General features: G+C 50.1%; 12 protein-coding genes and 1 pseudogene. 10 read left to right on the forward strand and 3 right to left on the reverse strand.

Going from position 1 to position 16,188, the window contains the following annotated elements; all coding sequences use genetic code 11:
* Positions 1-7: 7 nt before the first annotated feature.
* Complete coding sequence (locus M2133_RS00625; RefSeq protein WP_277464018.1) at positions 8-1,435, reverse strand: DUF4136 domain-containing protein; 1,428 nt, start codon at positions 1,433-1,435, stop codon at positions 8-10.
* A gap of 186 nt (positions 1,436-1,621) precedes the next feature.
* Between M2133_RS00625 and M2133_RS00630 the strand changes: the two genes are divergently transcribed.
* The 7 genes and pseudogenes from M2133_RS00630 to M2133_RS00660 form a co-directional block, all read left to right on the forward strand.
* Positions 1,622-2,209: a nucleotide exchange factor GrpE gene (locus M2133_RS00630; RefSeq protein ID WP_277464019.1), complete on the forward strand. Its 588-nt coding sequence runs from the start codon at positions 1,622-1,624 to the stop codon at positions 2,207-2,209.
* Positions 2,210-2,237: 28 nt separating this feature from the next.
* A complete protein-coding gene (gene dnaJ, locus M2133_RS00635) occupies positions 2,238-3,392 on the forward strand; it encodes a molecular chaperone DnaJ (protein WP_277464020.1) in 1,155 nt (384 codons plus the stop codon).
* Positions 3,393-3,550: 158 nt separating this feature from the next.
* Positions 3,551-6,460 (forward strand): ATP-binding protein, encoded by a 2,910-nt coding sequence (locus tag M2133_RS00640; RefSeq protein ID WP_277464022.1) that lies wholly within the window; start codon positions 3,551-3,553, stop codon positions 6,458-6,460.
* 220 nt (positions 6,461-6,680) lie between these two features.
* The gene (locus M2133_RS00645) at positions 6,681-7,139 is read left to right on the forward strand and encodes a hypothetical protein (protein WP_277464023.1); all 459 of its coding nucleotides are present in this window, start codon (positions 6,681-6,683) and stop codon (positions 7,137-7,139) included.
* Positions 7,140-7,196: 57 nt separating this feature from the next.
* Positions 7,197-9,242, forward strand: a complete 2,046-nt coding sequence (locus M2133_RS00650; RefSeq protein WP_277464024.1) for an Ig-like domain-containing protein — start codon at positions 7,197-7,199, stop codon at positions 9,240-9,242.
* Positions 9,243-9,267: 25 nt separating this feature from the next.
* Positions 9,268-10,773 (forward strand): DUF1565 domain-containing protein, encoded by a 1,506-nt coding sequence (locus M2133_RS00655; protein ID WP_277464025.1) that lies wholly within the window; start codon positions 9,268-9,270, stop codon positions 10,771-10,773.
* Between the two features lie 299 nt (positions 10,774-11,072).
* Positions 11,073-11,252, forward strand: a pseudogene (locus M2133_RS00660) (DUF5032 domain-containing protein); the annotation flags it as partial.
* 169 nt (positions 11,253-11,421) lie between these two features.
* On the opposite strand, the gene M2133_RS00665 reads toward M2133_RS00660, so the two are convergent.
* Together M2133_RS00665 and M2133_RS00670 are read right to left on the reverse strand one after the other, a co-directional pair.
* The gene (locus M2133_RS00665) at positions 11,422-12,744 is read right to left on the reverse strand and encodes a Gfo/Idh/MocA family oxidoreductase (protein ID WP_277464027.1); all 1,323 of its coding nucleotides are present in this window, start codon (positions 12,742-12,744) and stop codon (positions 11,422-11,424) included.
* Between the two features lie 77 nt (positions 12,745-12,821).
* Entirely contained in the window at positions 12,822-14,309 is a 1,488-nt protein-coding gene (locus M2133_RS00670; protein ID WP_277464028.1) for a cobyric acid synthase, read from the reverse strand.
* Between the two features lie 319 nt (positions 14,310-14,628).
* Here M2133_RS00670 and M2133_RS00675 point away from each other — a divergent pair, with 319 nt between their 5' ends.
* From M2133_RS00675 to M2133_RS00685, 3 genes are read left to right on the forward strand one after another with little or no spacing between them, the layout of a single operon-like run.
* Positions 14,629-14,835, forward strand: coding sequence for a helix-turn-helix transcriptional regulator (locus M2133_RS00675; RefSeq protein WP_277464029.1), 207 nt, complete (start codon positions 14,629-14,631; stop codon positions 14,833-14,835).
* The gene (locus M2133_RS00680) at positions 14,832-15,158 is read left to right on the forward strand and encodes a HipA N-terminal domain-containing protein (RefSeq protein ID WP_277464030.1); all 327 of its coding nucleotides are present in this window, start codon (positions 14,832-14,834) and stop codon (positions 15,156-15,158) included. The genes M2133_RS00675 and M2133_RS00680 overlap by 4 nt, the downstream gene beginning before the upstream one ends.
* The gene (locus M2133_RS00685; RefSeq protein WP_277464031.1) at positions 15,155-16,174 is read left to right on the forward strand and encodes a HipA domain-containing protein; all 1,020 of its coding nucleotides are present in this window, start codon (positions 15,155-15,157) and stop codon (positions 16,172-16,174) included. The genes M2133_RS00680 and M2133_RS00685 overlap by 4 nt, the downstream gene beginning before the upstream one ends.
* Positions 16,175-16,188: the final 14 nt, after the last annotated feature.

The raw sequence follows: 16,188 nt of genomic DNA on the forward strand, positions 1-16,188 counted from the left end.
TTCTCTGTTATTTAATTTCAATGGTCACATCGGTCCGGATTGTCGGACGGATCGTGATTTCTTTCTTCTCTTTGCCGCGTTTGATCTGGAAAACACAGGCATTGTTGCCGGAAGGATTAACGTAAGGGGTGAAGTAATAGAGATAAGAGAACGGCGCCTGGGCATTGTTCTTCTGCAACGTATTGGCTACCTGGGCATACTTGAAGGTATCCCAGAACATACAATGCTGAAAGCCGTTCGCATCGGTAAACAACGTCTTCGGATCACGATAATCCATGGTATTCAAGATAAACCGCTTGTAGGCGGCCGTGAATTCTTCGGCCGTACGGTTCATCCGGTGACGGCCGATCTGCTCGATCACGTCATTGGCACGCACGCCCGCGGCATAGGCCGGCGAATTGCGATCGACTTCGACCACCATCTCGAGCCGGTCGATATCGTACTGGATACCGGTATAGTTGTAACTCTTCTTATTCACCGTGTACGGTACGTTCCGGGTGTACTTGACATACGGATACTGCATACACATCAGGGGGATGTGGATACGGACATAGTCGTCTAAGCGGTACGAACTCTCAAGCAGTTCATTGGCTTCGCATTCCCACAGGACCCGTCCGGTGAGATCCCGCTGGTCGATCAGGCGGAAACCGAATTGCAGGAGGTATTCAGCCTCTGACTCCACCGTCTGGTAATTGAGGAAAGGCACCTTCACCATGCGGCTGTACGTCACATCGTAACGATACAAAGTTTCTTTCTCAACGACTAAGGGATTGGCTCCTTTGAAGTTGGGATTGCGGTCGAAGAAGTAAAAGGTCTGGATCAGGATGTCGGGACGCTCGGCATCGAACGTCATTCCTTTGTCTGCCAATTCTTTTCCGATGGCTTCATTGATGGTGTTTTCCAATGCCAGGTTGTTCTGGTCGATCGGCGAGAAGGCATACGTATTGAACTTGCTGAAGTCGACCGCATCGGGTGTGACGGTGATCTTAAACGGACAAACGAACTGGCGCTCACTGGTCGTCTCGAGGCTGTACATATTGAAAGCGATCGCCAATTGATCTTCGGTGATCGTGTTCGAACGTTTGCATTCTTTGCGGATGCGCAATTCTTTGGATGGGGCGCCGATGGAACGGACGGTCAGCGTGATCTCGTTTTTATCCACCGGATTGGTCAGTTGCGTCAGCTCCTCCGCGGTGAGCCCGGCTGTCGGAACCGCATCGATCATTTCGATGATGTCTCCGTATTTCAATCCGGCCAATTCGGCGGAAGAGTAGGGGATGATCTGGTTGACGACCGGAAGCCCCTTTCCCCAGTTTGCGCTTTTACTGATCTCATACGCGAAGCCGGGACGGCAGATATAGTTGTTCTGACTTTGTATCTTATTGCCTGAAATAAACAAACCGATGAGTACGACAAATAGTATAACTCTCTTCATAACTTCAATTTCTTCGTTTATGCAAAGTTAAAGATATTTTTTGTGCTGGTGAACAGTTGGCAATATATTTGATAGGATATTACTGAATGCCGGGATGGACCTGTTTGCGTCTTTCGTATGAGAAAGAAAGAGCTTCGGGTCTATCTGTTTGGTTATTAGAAGATAATGATAAAAAAATAAATAGACATGAATAAAACGAATCCCCAAGACGGAGCGAAAAAGCCTTTTCAGGAGGAAGAGATGAGAGCGAACGGTGCGCCAAATTTGCAGGAAGAACAGAACGTTTCGGCAGAGAATGAAATGAATGCTGACAATGTGTCGGAAGAGCCGTGTGCCGATCCCGAAAAAAAGTATAACGACTTGAACGACTCCCATCTGCGTCTGATGGCGGAGTTTGATAACTACCGCAAACGCACGTTGCGCGAGAAAGCGGAATTGATCAAGACCGGTGGTGAAGCGGTGCTTATCAACCTCTTGCCTGTGATCGACGACTTTGAGCGGGCGCTCACGACGATCAAGAAAGCGGAAGATATTCAGGCGGTTGCCGAAGGCGTCGAACTGATCTATACGAAGTTTATGAGTTTCCTCGCCCAGCAGGGCGTGAAGCCGATCGAGCCGTTGAACCAGGTGTTCGATACGGAGACCTCGGACGCTGTGGCCACTATTCCCGCTCCCGAAGAGACACTGAAAGGAAAGGTGATCGACTGTGTGCAAACCGGTTATACGCTCCACGATAAAGTGATCCGTCACGCCAAAGTAGTCGTTGGCGAATAAATAAAGAAGACATAACACACATACGAATATGGCTAAAAGAGATTATTATGAGGTGCTGGGCGTGGCCAAAAACGCCTCGGCGGAAGAAATAAAGAAAGCCTACCGGAAGAAGGCGATCGAATTCCATCCGGACAAGAACCCGGACAACAAAGAAGCGGAAGAGAAATTCAAAGAAGCCGCCGAGGCATACGATGTCTTGAGCGATGAGCAGAAACGACAACGCTACGACCAGTTCGGTCATGCCGGTGTCGGCAGCTCGGCAGCCGGCGGAGGCTATGGCGGCGGTATGTCGATGGACGATATCTTCTCGCAGTTCGGTGATATCTTTGGCGGCCATTTCGGATTCGGCGGTTTCAGCGGCTTCGGCGGTGGCTCGCGGGGCGGACGACGGGTCAACCGGGGTTCCGATCTGCGCGTGAAGGTGAAGCTCAACCTCAAAGAGATCGCCAATGGTGTGGAGAAGAAGATCAAAGTCAAGAAATTCGTCAGTTGTAAGCATTGCCATGGCAGTGGCGCGGAAGACGATAAGAGCACCAAGACCTGTGAAACCTGTCACGGTAGCGGGGTAGTCACCCGGGTGACCAATACTTTCCTCGGACAGATGCAGACGCAATCCACCTGTCCCACCTGCGGTGGCGACGGCAAGGTGATCACCAAGAAATGTACCGTTTGTGGCGGCGAAGGCATTGTGAAAGACGATGAAATCATCACCATCAATATCCCGGCAGGGGTAGCTGAAGGCATGCAACTCTCGATGAGTGGCAAGGGCAACGCGGCCCGCCACGGTGGTGTGAACGGCGATCTGTTGATCCTGATCGAAGAAGAAAGCCATCCGGAACTGATCCGCGATGAGAACGACCTGTTATACAATCTTTTATTGTCGGTTCCCGAAGCCGCTTTGGGTACCACGGTAGAGGTGCCGACGGTCGACGGCAAAGCCAAACTGAAGATCGAACCGGGAACGCAGCCGGGCAAGGTCTTACGCCTGCGCAACAAAGGGTTGCCATCGATCAACAGCTACGGGACGGGCGACCTCTTGGTCAATGTCAGCGTCTATATCCCCGAAACCCTTTCCGCTTCGGAAAAGGATACGCTTACCGGCTGGCAAAACTCCCCCAGCTTCCAACCCAACAAAACCGTCAAAGAAAAGATCTTCAGCAAGTTCCGCCGTATCTTCGAGTAATAGGGGATAAGCTCGTCGTATCTTCGACATTGTTTGTCTAATCTACAACTGAAGAAGACAATGGAAGATAGTATTTCGTATATTTGTAAATGTGTAAGTTAAACCGCACACAAATCAGTGCGACTATAACCTGATAAAACATTAATCTAAATACGATCATGATTGAGCTGGGAATTAATCAAGAAACCGAGGTAAAGAAGAGGAAATATATTCTGTTCAGGCTTTTTATCGTTCTGACGGGCGTGCTACTGCTCTTTCTTTTCGCCTGCCGTCCTTCCCAGCAGACGCTGATGGAAGAACTTGAGACCCGGAAAGAAGTCTGGCTGGCCGAGACCAAAGAGGTCTTTCCGGACAGAACCAACGATGTGTTGGAGATGGAACGACGGTTGGCCTACTATCAACAAAATGGCAATAAGATCGGACAACAAGTGATGTTTCGCGCTTTGGGTAATGATGCCCGCAACACTTCACGCTTTCGCGAGGCGATAGAGAACCATACCGCGGCACTTCAAATCAGCTATGAGATCAGTGATACCGTGTTTATAACCACCTTGTTGAATGAATTGGGAACCGACTTCCGGCGGATCGGCGCGTTGAACGAAGCCGCGCCTTACCACTATCTTTCCCTACGGATCGCGGAAGAATATCGGGGAGGGGATACGTTGACCATCTTACGCAATAGGGCCAGCTCATACAATGGGCTGGGGGTTATCTACCACTCCATAAACGAAGAAGAGGAGGCGATCAATAGCTATGAGAAAGCATTGGAGATAGAGATACGCAATAACAATCTACGGGGTATCGCGATGAACTATGCGAATATCGGTTCCGTCTGTTTCGATCAGGGCGATCCCGTAAAAGCAGAAGAGTATTACCGCAAGTCACTCGATTATAACGAGAAAGCGAAACTGCCGCTCGGCATCGCTTTGTGTCTGATCAATATCGGACATGTCTATGAAACGCAAGGCGATGATCAGCACGCGCTGGAGCTGTACGAACAGGCTTATGAACTGCTTTCAGATACCTCCGATAAGTGGCATTGGTTAAATGCCTGCTTTAGTATCGGGAAGATACATATTAAAACCGGGCAACTTGGCAAGGTATGGCCCTATCTCGATGCCGGAGTGCGTACGGCCTGTGACATCAATTCCCCACAACATATCAGAGAAGCCTACGAACTGCGTTCGGAGTATTACTATAAACGAGGCGATTTCCAACAGTCGATCAACGATCTGCGTATAAGCCAGGCTTATGCCGATACCCTACAGCAGCACCAGAAAACGGGGCGGCTACTCGACTCGCGTATAAAATATGAAACAGAAAAATATGCCAAACAGATCGAAGCACTCGATGAACTCAATCGCGAACAGGATGCCAAGCGGAAGGCCGCCCTGTTATTGATGATACCGGTTATATTGGGCCTATTTGTATTGTTATTGTTGATACTCTACAAACGCCGGCTGGAGCGCCAGCAGACAGTGGAGCTCAAGAACCTCGAGCGTATGCGTTCGAATTTCTTTACGAATATAACCCACGAATTGCGTACACCCATCACGGTGATCACCGGGCTGAGCGAGCATATTCTATCTACCATGAAAGAGAAGGATCTCTACGAGGCCAAAGATCTGAAGGCAATTCGTCGGCAGGGGCGCAATTTGATGCACCTGGTCAATCAATTGCTCGACTTCTCCCGTTCCGAAGCGGGAGTTAGCAAGCCCTTGTGGCGACAGGGTGATTTGGTGGAATACCTCCATGTCATTGTGGAACCCTATACGCAGTATGCCCGTAGCAAGGGTGTCGATCTTTTCGTTTATAGCGAGGTAAATACGCTTGCGATGAATTTTATCGCTTCTTCTCTTAAAAAGGTGATGAGCAATCTGCTCTCCAATGCCATTAAACATTGTTCGCAGGGAGATAAGATTGTGGTGCATCTCCGTTACGATGAGGCGGCGCGTCAATGCGTGATACAGGTCAAAGATACGGGTGAGGGTATCACACCGGAGCGTCTTCCGCATATCTTCGAACTCTATTATACTTCCGACGCGGAGCATATCGGTCAGATAGGCAGTGGCATCGGACTCGCCCTTTCGAAACAACTCATCGAAGAAGCCGGTGGTACGATTGGTGTTGCCAGCACCGTTGGGAAGGGCACGGAGTTCACCCTCTCTTTGCCGGTGTCGAATGTGCAGATACCGGATGAAGAACGCGAAGACTTAAGCTCGGAGGAGCCTGATATTCCTCTTGTCGAACTCGATAATAGCGAGGATGATGCCGTGCCGGATAAAAAATCGAACACGAAGAAGATGATCCTGATTATTGAAGACAACAAAGACGTGGCACACTATATGGATAGGATCCTTGCACACAAATATACACTGATCCACGCCTCAAATGGCAATGAAGGACTATTGATGGCCGAACAACACATTCCCGATCTGATCATCACCGACGTGATGATGCCCGAAAAGGATGGTTATGCCTTCACCGCCGACCTGCGCGCCTCGGTAGCCGTGGCGCATATCCCCGTGATCATGGTCACAGCCAAGGGCACAACCGAAGATAAGCTTGATGGCCTGATGGCCGGAGCCGACGCCTACCTGGCTAAACCATTCGATGAACGTGAACTATTGGTGCGCATCAGGCAACTGCTCGACAGCCGTGCCATATTGATGAAGACCTACGCCAATGCCCTCTTTCAGGCAGGGACCGCCTCGCATACCGACCCGAATATGGCCTTTATCACCAAGCTCTCCTCTGTGGTCAATAGCCATCTCAACGATGCCGACTACTTCCCCACCGGGCTTACACAGGATATGTGTCTGAGTGAGTCGCAACTGGGACGCAAATTGAAGGCCATGACGGGGCATACCATTACCTCTTTTGTGATGCAGGCACGCCTGAACAAAGCCAAATTGTTGCTCTCCAAGCGTGACCGATCGATCAAAGAGGTGGCTTTCGATTGCGGCTTCAGCGACCTGAGTTATTTCTCCCGTTCGTTCCGCAAGGCATTCGGATATACCCCGTCACAATTCATCAAAATACCTGAACAGAATACGCCCGTCGGGTAAACGGAGATTGGACTAAAACAACTTCAGATAATCAGACTGTTAAGCTCTCTTCATGCGGAAATAGTACAAATTTAATGTACAGATTGCGGCTGCAGTCCTACTCCATGCGGGATCTGTGACAGCCCTTCTGTATCTATACCCATACATTTGCTTTCAAGCGGTGAGGAAAGTTTTCAACCGAAGACAAACCGATCCGTAATATATATATAAAGTAAATGTGATGGATAAAGGTATAGCACAATCAATAAGTAATAGGCGCGATGCTCTCTATGCGCATTACAGCCTGCCCGAAGAGGCCCGGCAAAAGGCGGAAGCACTCTTCGAGCGGATGGAACAGTTCGGACAGCGATGCCAAAACCAGGCCGACTTTGAGGAGAAGTTCAGCTCCCTCACGCTCAACCGCGAGTACAATAATCTCTTCGTTGAATTTACAGCGTATGTAAAGATACCCGAGGGCACAACAGCTCCCGGTGAGCAACTGAAGCAAAACATGGCGTCAGGGGCTCAATCGGCGGTGTCCCACCAAATCCGCATGGCAGCAAAAGGGGCGATTGTAAAGGCGATGCCGGAGGATATACATCGGCGATACATCCGGGGTATCTATGACATACCTGTATTGGGCGATATTGCCTCCGCATTCAATAGGCTCGATATCGTAAAGCGGCTCTTTGGTAAATAGGAATAGCCGGGTGATACTACGACAAATAACAATACCCACAATAAATATAGTAGACGTATGAAAAAGAAAAACAAGTTTACAAGATTGGTAACTACCGTATTTCTTACGCTGAGTGCCTTATGTATCTTCTTTATCTCTTGCAGCAAAGATTCGGGTCCGGAGATAATAAAAGTAACAGGCATAACGCTTAGTGAGAGTACGCTCGCATTAGTAGAGGGCGAGACCGGAAGCCTTAGAGCTACGATCGTTCCAGCGGATGCGACCAACAAAAGGTCGACATGGAAATCGAGCGATATGACGGTTGCCGCCGTCGACGCTGAAGGCAAAATTGTAGCTGTAAAAGCCGGTAACGCGACCATCACCGTTACGGCTGAGGATGGATCAAAAACCGCCTCCTGTACCGTGACCGTTAAGGCGGCCACCGTATCGGTAACGGGCGTAAAGCTCAACAAAGCCACCCTGTCCTTAGCCCTGGGCGCGAGCGAAACACTTACCGTAACCGTCGCTCCTGAAAATGCGACCAATAAGAAGGTAGCCTGGAAATCAACCCAAACCGATATCGCCACCGTTGACGGCGAAGGCAAGGTGTCGGCAGTAAAGGTGGGCACGGCCTCGATCGTCGTTACAACAGAGGAAGGCGCTAAAGCCGATACCTGTACCCTTACGGTGGTCGCGAAAGCGGTAGCCGTAACCGGTGTGAAACTAAACAAAACCACGCTCTCCCTAACTGAAGGCGCGAGCGAAAAACTGACTGCCACCGTTACGCCAAATGACGCGACGAACAAAACTGTTTCCTGGAAATCGAGCGATGCCTCGATCGCTATTGTCGACTCCGACGGTCGTATTGTCGCCTTGAAGCCGGGTATCATCGCCATCACTGCCACCACCGAAGACGGAGGCAAGACGGCAACCTGTGCCGTAACGGTCACAGCGAAAGTGGTAACGGTAGCTGTAACAGGTGTAACCCTTAACCAAACCTCTCTTTCACTGGTGGAAGGCGGGAGCGAAAGCCTTAGTGCTACCGTGGCTCCGGCGGATGCGACGAATAAGAATGTCGCCTGGCAGTCGAGCAATACAGCAGTTGCAATCGTGGACAACAACGGTAATGTGACCGCCCTGAAAGCAGGCACGGCCACCATCACCGCCACCACCGATGACGGGGGCAAGACAGCGACCTGTATCGTGACGGTAACAGCGCCGGCCGCGGTTCCGACGTTCATTATCGGAGCGCAAACGGGTGATGGCGGAGACGGCATACTTGACTCGGGAACAATGGAATGGGTGAAGTACTCGCTGACCGGTGCGAACGGCATGACCTTTACGGGCAAAACGGCCGATATAGCGTGGTTTAGCGATGCGGAGGGAAAGATCACCGCTACCGAACCCATCGGTGTCCGTTTTTCCATCCTCAAATTTCCAGGTGAGGACAACAATATAGTCTCCCTTGGGGCATCCGTCGCCCAAGCCACTCCCGAGGGAAGCTATTACTTCAGGATCATCATCGAAGGCGTAACCTCGTCCAATGTGGGTGTATTGAAAGTGGGCAAGGCGTGGGAGATGAAAATTAACAACGTAACATGGGCAGCGCGCAACGTCGAAAGGCCCGCATTATTCGTTTCCAATCCCGAAGATACTGGATGGTACTACCAGAGGAATCGTTACACAGGCTGGAGCCCGACCGATCCGCTAACCCCTTCGCACGACGGAGAGGAATGGAATAGTGTCGTTGATACCAACGACAGTTGGGTGACAAGGAACAACCCCTGCCCTGCAGGTTATCGCCTACCGACCTTAGATGATATAAATGCATTATTAGATAAGACCAGTGTTGATCGTGAATGGGTAACACAAAACGGGGTGAAGGGATACAAATTCACCGACAAGAAATCCGGCAACACTCTTTTTATACCGGCAGGGGGCAATCGCGATAGGGATGGTAAGCTGTCAAGCCCCGAAGGAGGGCGTTATATGACCTCTACGTATGAAGAAGATACTGCGCGGAAGATATGGAGTACACGGACGCTCTACTTCGATCGCAATGAAATAAGACCGGGATTAATTCGCGAAGCCGTTGCATATACTGTCCGCTGCGTAAAGAGATAATTAATCAATCAATAAAACAAACAGCATGAAAAAGAGAAGAAACATCATCTTGATAGCCACGGCAGCCCTGCTGCTGACAGGCTTCACCGCGCAGGCGCAGGGCCTGGGTAAGTTGGGTAAAACCCTGAAGAAAGCGACCGAAAAGGTCGAAGAGGTACAAAATAAAGCGGGAGAGGCCAGCTCGGAGGTAATCAATACTTCTGCCGTGGCAGGGGCTAACGCCACAGGCAACAATGGTCCTTCGGTCTATGTAAGCGTATCCACCGGTGCGGGCAGCCGTACCGCCGACGGCAGCAAGGAAAAACCCTACAAAGACTTGCAGGCAGCCATCGATGCGGCAAACGAGGGCTCGGTGATCCGCATAGCCGAAGGCAACTACCTCGGTAAGATGGATCAGGGGTTTATCGAACTCAAAAAGTACCTCACACTCGAAGGGGGATGGAACACGGACTTTAGTGAGCGTGACCCCGTGAAACACCCGACCACGATACGCCCGGACGCGGCAATTGCCAAGGCGGGCACGGCAGGGGCACACGCCTTGATGGATGTTGTCGTAAAAGGTAACCGCGGTGGCACGGTGATGATCGACGGCATGGTGTTCGATATGGGAGAGTATAACCTCTACTGCCAGCCGGTGTACGAGAACCCGGTGGCCTCGGCTCCGGCCGGCTGTGAGACGGGAAGGATTATCTGTGTAGGCGAATCGCCCTCGGGTGTTCCTACCATGGGTGGCATACCCGGCTCCAGGCAGGCTGTCTATGGCGCTGTGGAGGGCAAACTGATCGTGCGCAACTGCGTATTTGCCAACGCTATACACTACGGGATACAGATGGAGAATATCGCCGGAAACTGGGAGTTCTATAACAATATCTTTATCGCCTGCCGCATGGCAGCCTGTGAGGTGCGTGGCAATGGCGTGGCTCCTGAACATGAGACGACACTCGACTTCCACCACAACACCGTGCTCTTCACCTGGACACGCGACAAACTGCTCGAAGATATGGGCTATGGCCTGCGTTATATGACACGCATGAGCTACGATGTACACGATAATATCTTCGGAGGAAATGTCTACGCTGCCCTCGACCGCACCCGCTTCGACAGTGACCTCAAGCGTGATAAGATACGCAAGACCAACGCGTTCGACAACCTCTTCTTTGCCAACCGCATGGGTGATATCTGTCTTCCTTCGGGTGGTGGCATGTGGAACTTCCAGTTTGCCAATAACTTCGAAGAGGTGGAGCAATTGGAAAAGTATGAGAACAACCGCGAAGTGAACGCCTCCGAGATCGAAGTACTCAGCAAGGCGATCAATGAGCCCTACCTGAAAGGATATTTGGGTATGCAACTGAGTCAAAGCTCACAGTACAACGAGAACTCGGCGATGAACACCTTCCGTGCTGCCATGGGCATGAACAAACAGGGCTCGGAAACCAACCGCGTCTCGATGTATGGTAACCGTTATCCACTGGCTGAAGTCGGCAAACTCTGGGGTACGATACCCAATAAAGGAGCACAGAAACCCAACTAATATATCCCCCTCTCCCTCAAAAACGGTGATTTGGACGAAGCCCGGAAACGGGAAATGCGAACCTCTCTGGTTAATCGGAGAGGTTCGTTGCATTTTGCAAGACGCAGAAAAAGGCCGTCAGGAGTTTATCTATGTTGATAAGGAGCTGACTGTTAGTGGACCAGCTGCCGGGAAATGGTTTACGAGTATATGTCCGACAAGCGTCCGGAGAATTTACCCTTTATGGTTCAGCCTGCGTTTAACCCGGCCGCTCTTGAGTTTTATAGTCCGAACAATCTGATGGGGGAGCATTAAACACGCACTTGGTATCGCGTGCCTACTGGTACACCGTGCCTCAGGCCCAGATTAGTGCGGAATATCTTTTTGACTATACCTTCCGCAACGAATATGTGCAAACGATCTTCATTGACGAAAACAACTCGGTTGCCGAAGAAGAAAACACCTATGTGATTCATCTGGAATATAACTATTCGCACTGAACCCTTTTCTCTAAACTTCGGATAGCTGAAGGATGAATGTAAAAAGTAGAAAACAGGTTGTAGTATCTAAAAAAGGCTCTTTTGGGAAAGGTCGGTAGCTTTTGGCAAACACATGCTGTGCTTTTGACAAAGAGATGCCGACCTTTCTGTAAAGAGATGCTGTGCTTTTTTAAAGCTTAGGTAGTTCCCATGGTGCCCGGTAATAGGCTTTGGCCAGGGCGTTGGCTTCGGCGTCGTTGATGAATTGCTGGCTGCGGTCGTCCCAATGCAACTCGCGTTGCAGGCGACTGGAGATATTGGCCAGGTGCGACATATTGGCTACGCGCGCGCCGATGGCTATGTCGGCAGCCGGCAGCTCGCGGCTCTTGATGCAATTCAGGAAATTACCGACATGGTTGTATAATCCTTTGCCTTCGCCTTTCTTGAACGGCACGGCTTCCATGCGGGCTTCCTTTCCGGCGATCACGGGCATCACTTCCCAGCCGGCGCGGGTCAGTACCAGCGTGCCGTTCTCTCCGTAGAACGCCAGCCCTTCCTTTTTATCGAACGGACCGTGGTTGATGCCGCAGGCATGATCCCAGATGATATTGAAGTCGGGATACGCATAGGTGGCCATCAGCGTATCGGGCGTTTCCATGGCGTCGTCGGGGTAAGCGAATTTGCCTCCTCCGGAGAATACACGGCTGGGCAGTCCGACATTCATGCCTTCCAAGGCATAGTCGAGCAGATGCACACCCCAGTCCGACATCAAACCGCCGGCATAATCCCAGAAGAAACGGAAGTTATAGTGGAAGCGGTATTCGTTGAACGGACGTTTGGGAGCCGGGCCCAGCCACATATCATAGTCTACACCGGCGGGAGGCAGGCTGTCGGGCTTCTTGGGAAGCGTCGGCTTGCCGTCCTGATAGGCCCAGACTTTCACCGTACGGATACGGCCGATACCTCCGGCTTTCAGGTAATTGGCGGCTTCGTCCCAGTGCGGATCGCTGCGTTGCCATTGGCCTACCTGCACGACGCGGTCGTATTTGCGGGCGGCGGTGACCATCAGGTTACATTCTTCGATGGTGTTCGACAGCGGTTTCTCTACATATACATCTTTCCCGGCCTGAGCCGCCCAGATCATCGGCAAGCAGTGCCAGTGGTCGGGCGTACCGATAATCACAGCGTCGATATCTTTGTTGTCGATCACCTTACGCCAGTCTTTATAGAGATGCGGCACTTTCTTGCCTGATTTCTTTTCAACATCGGCCGCCCGTTTGTTGAGCCATTCGTCGTCAATGTCGCATAAAGCTACACATTCGACTTCCGGATACTGCAGAAAGGTGTTCAGGTTGGACCAACCCATGCTGCGGCAGCCGATCAATGCGACTTTGACTTTATTACTCGGAGCTGTATTCCCCAAAATGGAACTATAAGAGCCTCCAATCAGCGGGGCTAAGCCCAAACCGGCCACCGAAAGGGCTGATTTTCCTAAAAAGTTTCTTCTGTTCATGGTATATTGTATTTAGTGTTTGCGCAAACAGCGGTGCAATATTACGAAAAATACCCTAAAGTAAATGGAACAAAATGTTAAAGTAATGAATTATAGATATAATCCATATCCACATTCCGCCTCACTAAGGTGGCTAATTTATCGTATTGTTCGTTTTTGAATGCCTTATAGTCAAAAGAAGTATTATTTTCTTTCTGCTCGAATCCTTCTGCCAGGTGATCGAGCACGGCGGGATTGTCCAGGATCCCATGCATATAGCTTCCCCAGCAGTGTGCATCCAGGTAAAACCCTTCTTCCCGGCCATCTGTCAGACGGACAAGCGGATGGGCTGTAGCGCCGTCGATCAGGCGGCTGCGTCCCATGTGGATCTCATAGCCTTCGCAGTGGTTCTCGCGGGTGGACGGCAGGAAGGTGAAGTGACTCTGCGTGGTTATCTTTTCGTTTTCAATGGTTGTGATAAGGGGTAAGAGTCCCAGTCCGGGAACAGCCGGGATATTGCCTTCCAGGCCCAACGGGTCTTCCAGGCGCATGCCCAACATTTGGTATCCGCCGCATATACCGATCACTTTCTTTCCGTTTTTGTAGGCTTTCACGATCGCTTCGGCCATGCCGTTAGCCCGGATACCCTGCAGATCGGCCAGGGTATTCTTGGAGCCGGGCAGGATCACGATGTCCGCTTTCTCCACTTCGTCGGTATCGTGGGTATAATAGGCATTGAAGCGCGGATCGGTCTCCAACACATCGAAATCGGTGAAGTTCGACATGCGTTTCAATAAGACGATGGCCACATTGATCTTACCTTCTTTATAGGTATTGGTTTTCATCTCCAAGGCAACCGAATCTTCTTCTTCGATCTTGATGTCCCGGAAATAGGGGATGATACCCACTACGGGGATGCCGGTCAGTTCTTGAATCATCGCGCGTCCCTCTGCAAAGATTGCGATATCGCCCCGGAATTTATTGATGATAATGCCTTTGACGCGCGCTTTCTCCTCCGGACGAAGCAGGGCGATCGTGCCGTAGACCGAACCGAAAACGCCGCCCCGGTCGATATCGGCAATCAGGTAGGTAGAAGCCCCGGTGGCGATGGCCATGCGCATATTGGTGATGTCGCGGTCGCGCAGGTTCAGTTCGGATATGCTGCCGGCACCTTCCAGCACGATCGGATTGAAACGTGCGTCGAGCCGTTGAAAAGCCGCAGTCACTTCCCCGAACAACTCTTCTTTCCCGATCTCATCGCGGAAATATTCCTGCGCCGACATATTGCCGATCGGCCTGCCGTTGAGGATCACTTGCGAACTCTTATCGTGCGTCGGTTTGAGCAAGACCGGGTTCATATCCGTATGCGGCGTAATGCCGCAGGCCTCGGCCTGCACGACCTGCGCCCGCCCCATCTCGCCCCCTTCCGGAGTCGAGTAGGAGTTGAGTGACATATTTTGTGCTTTGAACGGAGCCGGCCAGTAACCGTCCTGTTGAAATATCCGGCAGAAAGCCGCGTTGATCACACTCTTGCCCGCGTCGGAACAAGTGCCGACAAACATGATAGGTTTTAATCTCTGGTCCATAAAAGAATTTCTCTGCGCAAAAGTAAAACAAAGCAGCCTGAAAAACAACCTTATTGGCGAGACTATTCACTTGTTGATAATTATCAACAAACTTGTTGATAGTTATCAACAGATCTGTTGACAATTATCAACAAATGTGTTGACGGTTATCAACAAACAAATAATCCTGCCAAAAAGAGATTTTTCTACCTCGATAAAACCCGGATTGCCCGGCATAATGTGTACACTTCTATCGGAAAGATGCAATATATTGCCTAAATAGGCAATTTTATTCCAATTTCTTTCTTATATTTGCCGATAAATGCAATATATTGCCTATATGGACATATTTGAAACCCTAAAGCAACGCCGCCTACTCTTGGACATCACGCAACAGGATTTGGCGGACTTCTCCGGAATAGGACTTCGGACGATCCGGCAGCTTGAAGCCGGAAAGGGAAACCCCTCTGTCGAGACGTTAAGTCGCCTGTTGGATGTGTTGGGAATGGAAATAGATATACGCGTTAAGAAACCGAAAAATGTATGAGAGTTGCGAACGTTTATAATAATAAGGTATTGGCCGGGCAGTTGATTGAAGAAGACAACCGCACGTACACTTTTCGCTATGATCCTGTTTACTATAGTGATAGCGACAAATCAGCCATCAGTCTGACGCTTCCCAAAACAATGGAGCCTTATCATTCGACGGATTTATTCCCTTTCTTTTCCAATCTATTGTCGGAAGGGGTAAACAGGCAGGTGCAACTGCAAGTCTATCAGTTGGATGAAAAGGATGAATTCGGTTTGTTGGTAAAGACTGCCGAATACGACAGCATTGGAAGTATAACGGTTAAAGAAATTCAGTTATGACATTGAATATTTCTCATTGTCCGGGGACATTAGCTGCCGGTTATCACACCTATAGCCAAACCGCTTTGCGTAGGGTCTTTGATAATAAGAAGGTAAATCATTTGTTGAATTTTTCAAATGATGACAAGGCGCGCGCAGAGATGGTTGGGAATATGGCCAAGATTTCCATTTCCGGTGTTCAGGAGAAATTGACGGCTGTTATTCGTGACGGACAAATTGCACTGGCGCCGGAAGGAACGCAGGGACGCTATATCATTAAGCCGATCCCGGATTATAAGCGGATACGATACAGGCACTTCATGCCGGCCAATGAACATCTGACCATGCAGATCGCCCGTCAGGTCTATCGTATCCATACGGCGGAGAATGCAATGATCTTCTTTCAGGATGGCGAACCGGCCTATATCACCAAACGTTTTGACGTCGAAGCCAACGGCAGTAAAATAGCGCAGGAGAACTTTGCCTCTTTGTTGGGACGGAGTGCGAAAATCAATGGGGACAACTTTAAATACGGGGGCGATTACCTGGACATAAAACAGTTGTTCACCACTTATGTGGCTGCATGGAAAGTAGAGATCTCCAAGTTTTTTAAGTTGGTCCTGTTCAATTATATTTTTGCCAATGGAGATGCGCACCTGATCAATTTCTCTTTGCAGCAAACACCGAATGGGGATTATATCCTGAGTCCGGCTTACGACCTGGTCAATAGTTCGCTGCATATGGATGATACGGACTTTGCATTGGAGGGTGGTTTGTTTCCGGCCGAATACAAATCCACCCTGTATAAAGAAAAAGGGCATCCTTGCCAGGAGGACTTCCGGACATTCGGGGAGTTGTTGGAGGTTCCGGAGCGGCAAATCTCCCATATTATTCATGAGTTTCTGGCGAAGCCCTCATTGGTTTACACATTGATTGACCATTCGTTTTTGGATGAACGGATGAAGCGAATGTATAAGCGGAGTTACGAGGAGAGAATGGAGCGATTTAAACGAGTAGCTGATCGTGTGCATTACTAATTATTTTATTTGTA

The organism is Parabacteroides sp. PF5-6, assembly GCF_029504695.1.
In the GTDB taxonomy this organism is placed as follows: domain Bacteria; phylum Bacteroidota; class Bacteroidia; order Bacteroidales; family Tannerellaceae; genus QVMG01.

Excerpts from the sequence above, each read along its gene's own strand:
- M2133_RS00625 (WP_277464018.1), bottom strand. The coding sequence starts at position 1,435 with ATGAAGAGAGTTATACTATTTGTCGTACTCATCGGTTTGTTTATTTCA.
- M2133_RS00630 (WP_277464019.1), top strand. The coding sequence starts at position 1,622 with ATGAATAAAACGAATCCCCAAGACGGAGCGAAAAAGCCTTTTCAGGAG.
- dnaJ (WP_277464020.1), top strand. The coding sequence starts at position 2,238 with ATGGCTAAAAGAGATTATTATGAGGTGCTGGGCGTGGCCAAAAACGCC.
- M2133_RS00640 (WP_277464022.1), top strand. The coding sequence starts at position 3,551 with ATGATTGAGCTGGGAATTAATCAAGAAACCGAGGTAAAGAAGAGGAAA.
- M2133_RS00645 (WP_277464023.1), top strand. The coding sequence starts at position 6,681 with ATGGATAAAGGTATAGCACAATCAATAAGTAATAGGCGCGATGCTCTC.
- M2133_RS00650 (WP_277464024.1), top strand. The coding sequence starts at position 7,197 with ATGAAAAAGAAAAACAAGTTTACAAGATTGGTAACTACCGTATTTCTT.
- M2133_RS00655 (WP_277464025.1), top strand. The coding sequence starts at position 9,268 with ATGAAAAAGAGAAGAAACATCATCTTGATAGCCACGGCAGCCCTGCTG.
- M2133_RS00665 (WP_277464027.1), bottom strand. The coding sequence starts at position 12,744 with ATGAACAGAAGAAACTTTTTAGGAAAATCAGCCCTTTCGGTGGCCGGT.
- M2133_RS00670 (WP_277464028.1), bottom strand. The coding sequence starts at position 14,309 with ATGGACCAGAGATTAAAACCTATCATGTTTGTCGGCACTTGTTCCGAC.
- M2133_RS00675 (WP_277464029.1), top strand. The coding sequence starts at position 14,629 with ATGGACATATTTGAAACCCTAAAGCAACGCCGCCTACTCTTGGACATC.
- M2133_RS00680 (WP_277464030.1), top strand. The coding sequence starts at position 14,832 with ATGAGAGTTGCGAACGTTTATAATAATAAGGTATTGGCCGGGCAGTTG.
- M2133_RS00685 (WP_277464031.1), top strand. The coding sequence starts at position 15,155 with ATGACATTGAATATTTCTCATTGTCCGGGGACATTAGCTGCCGGTTAT.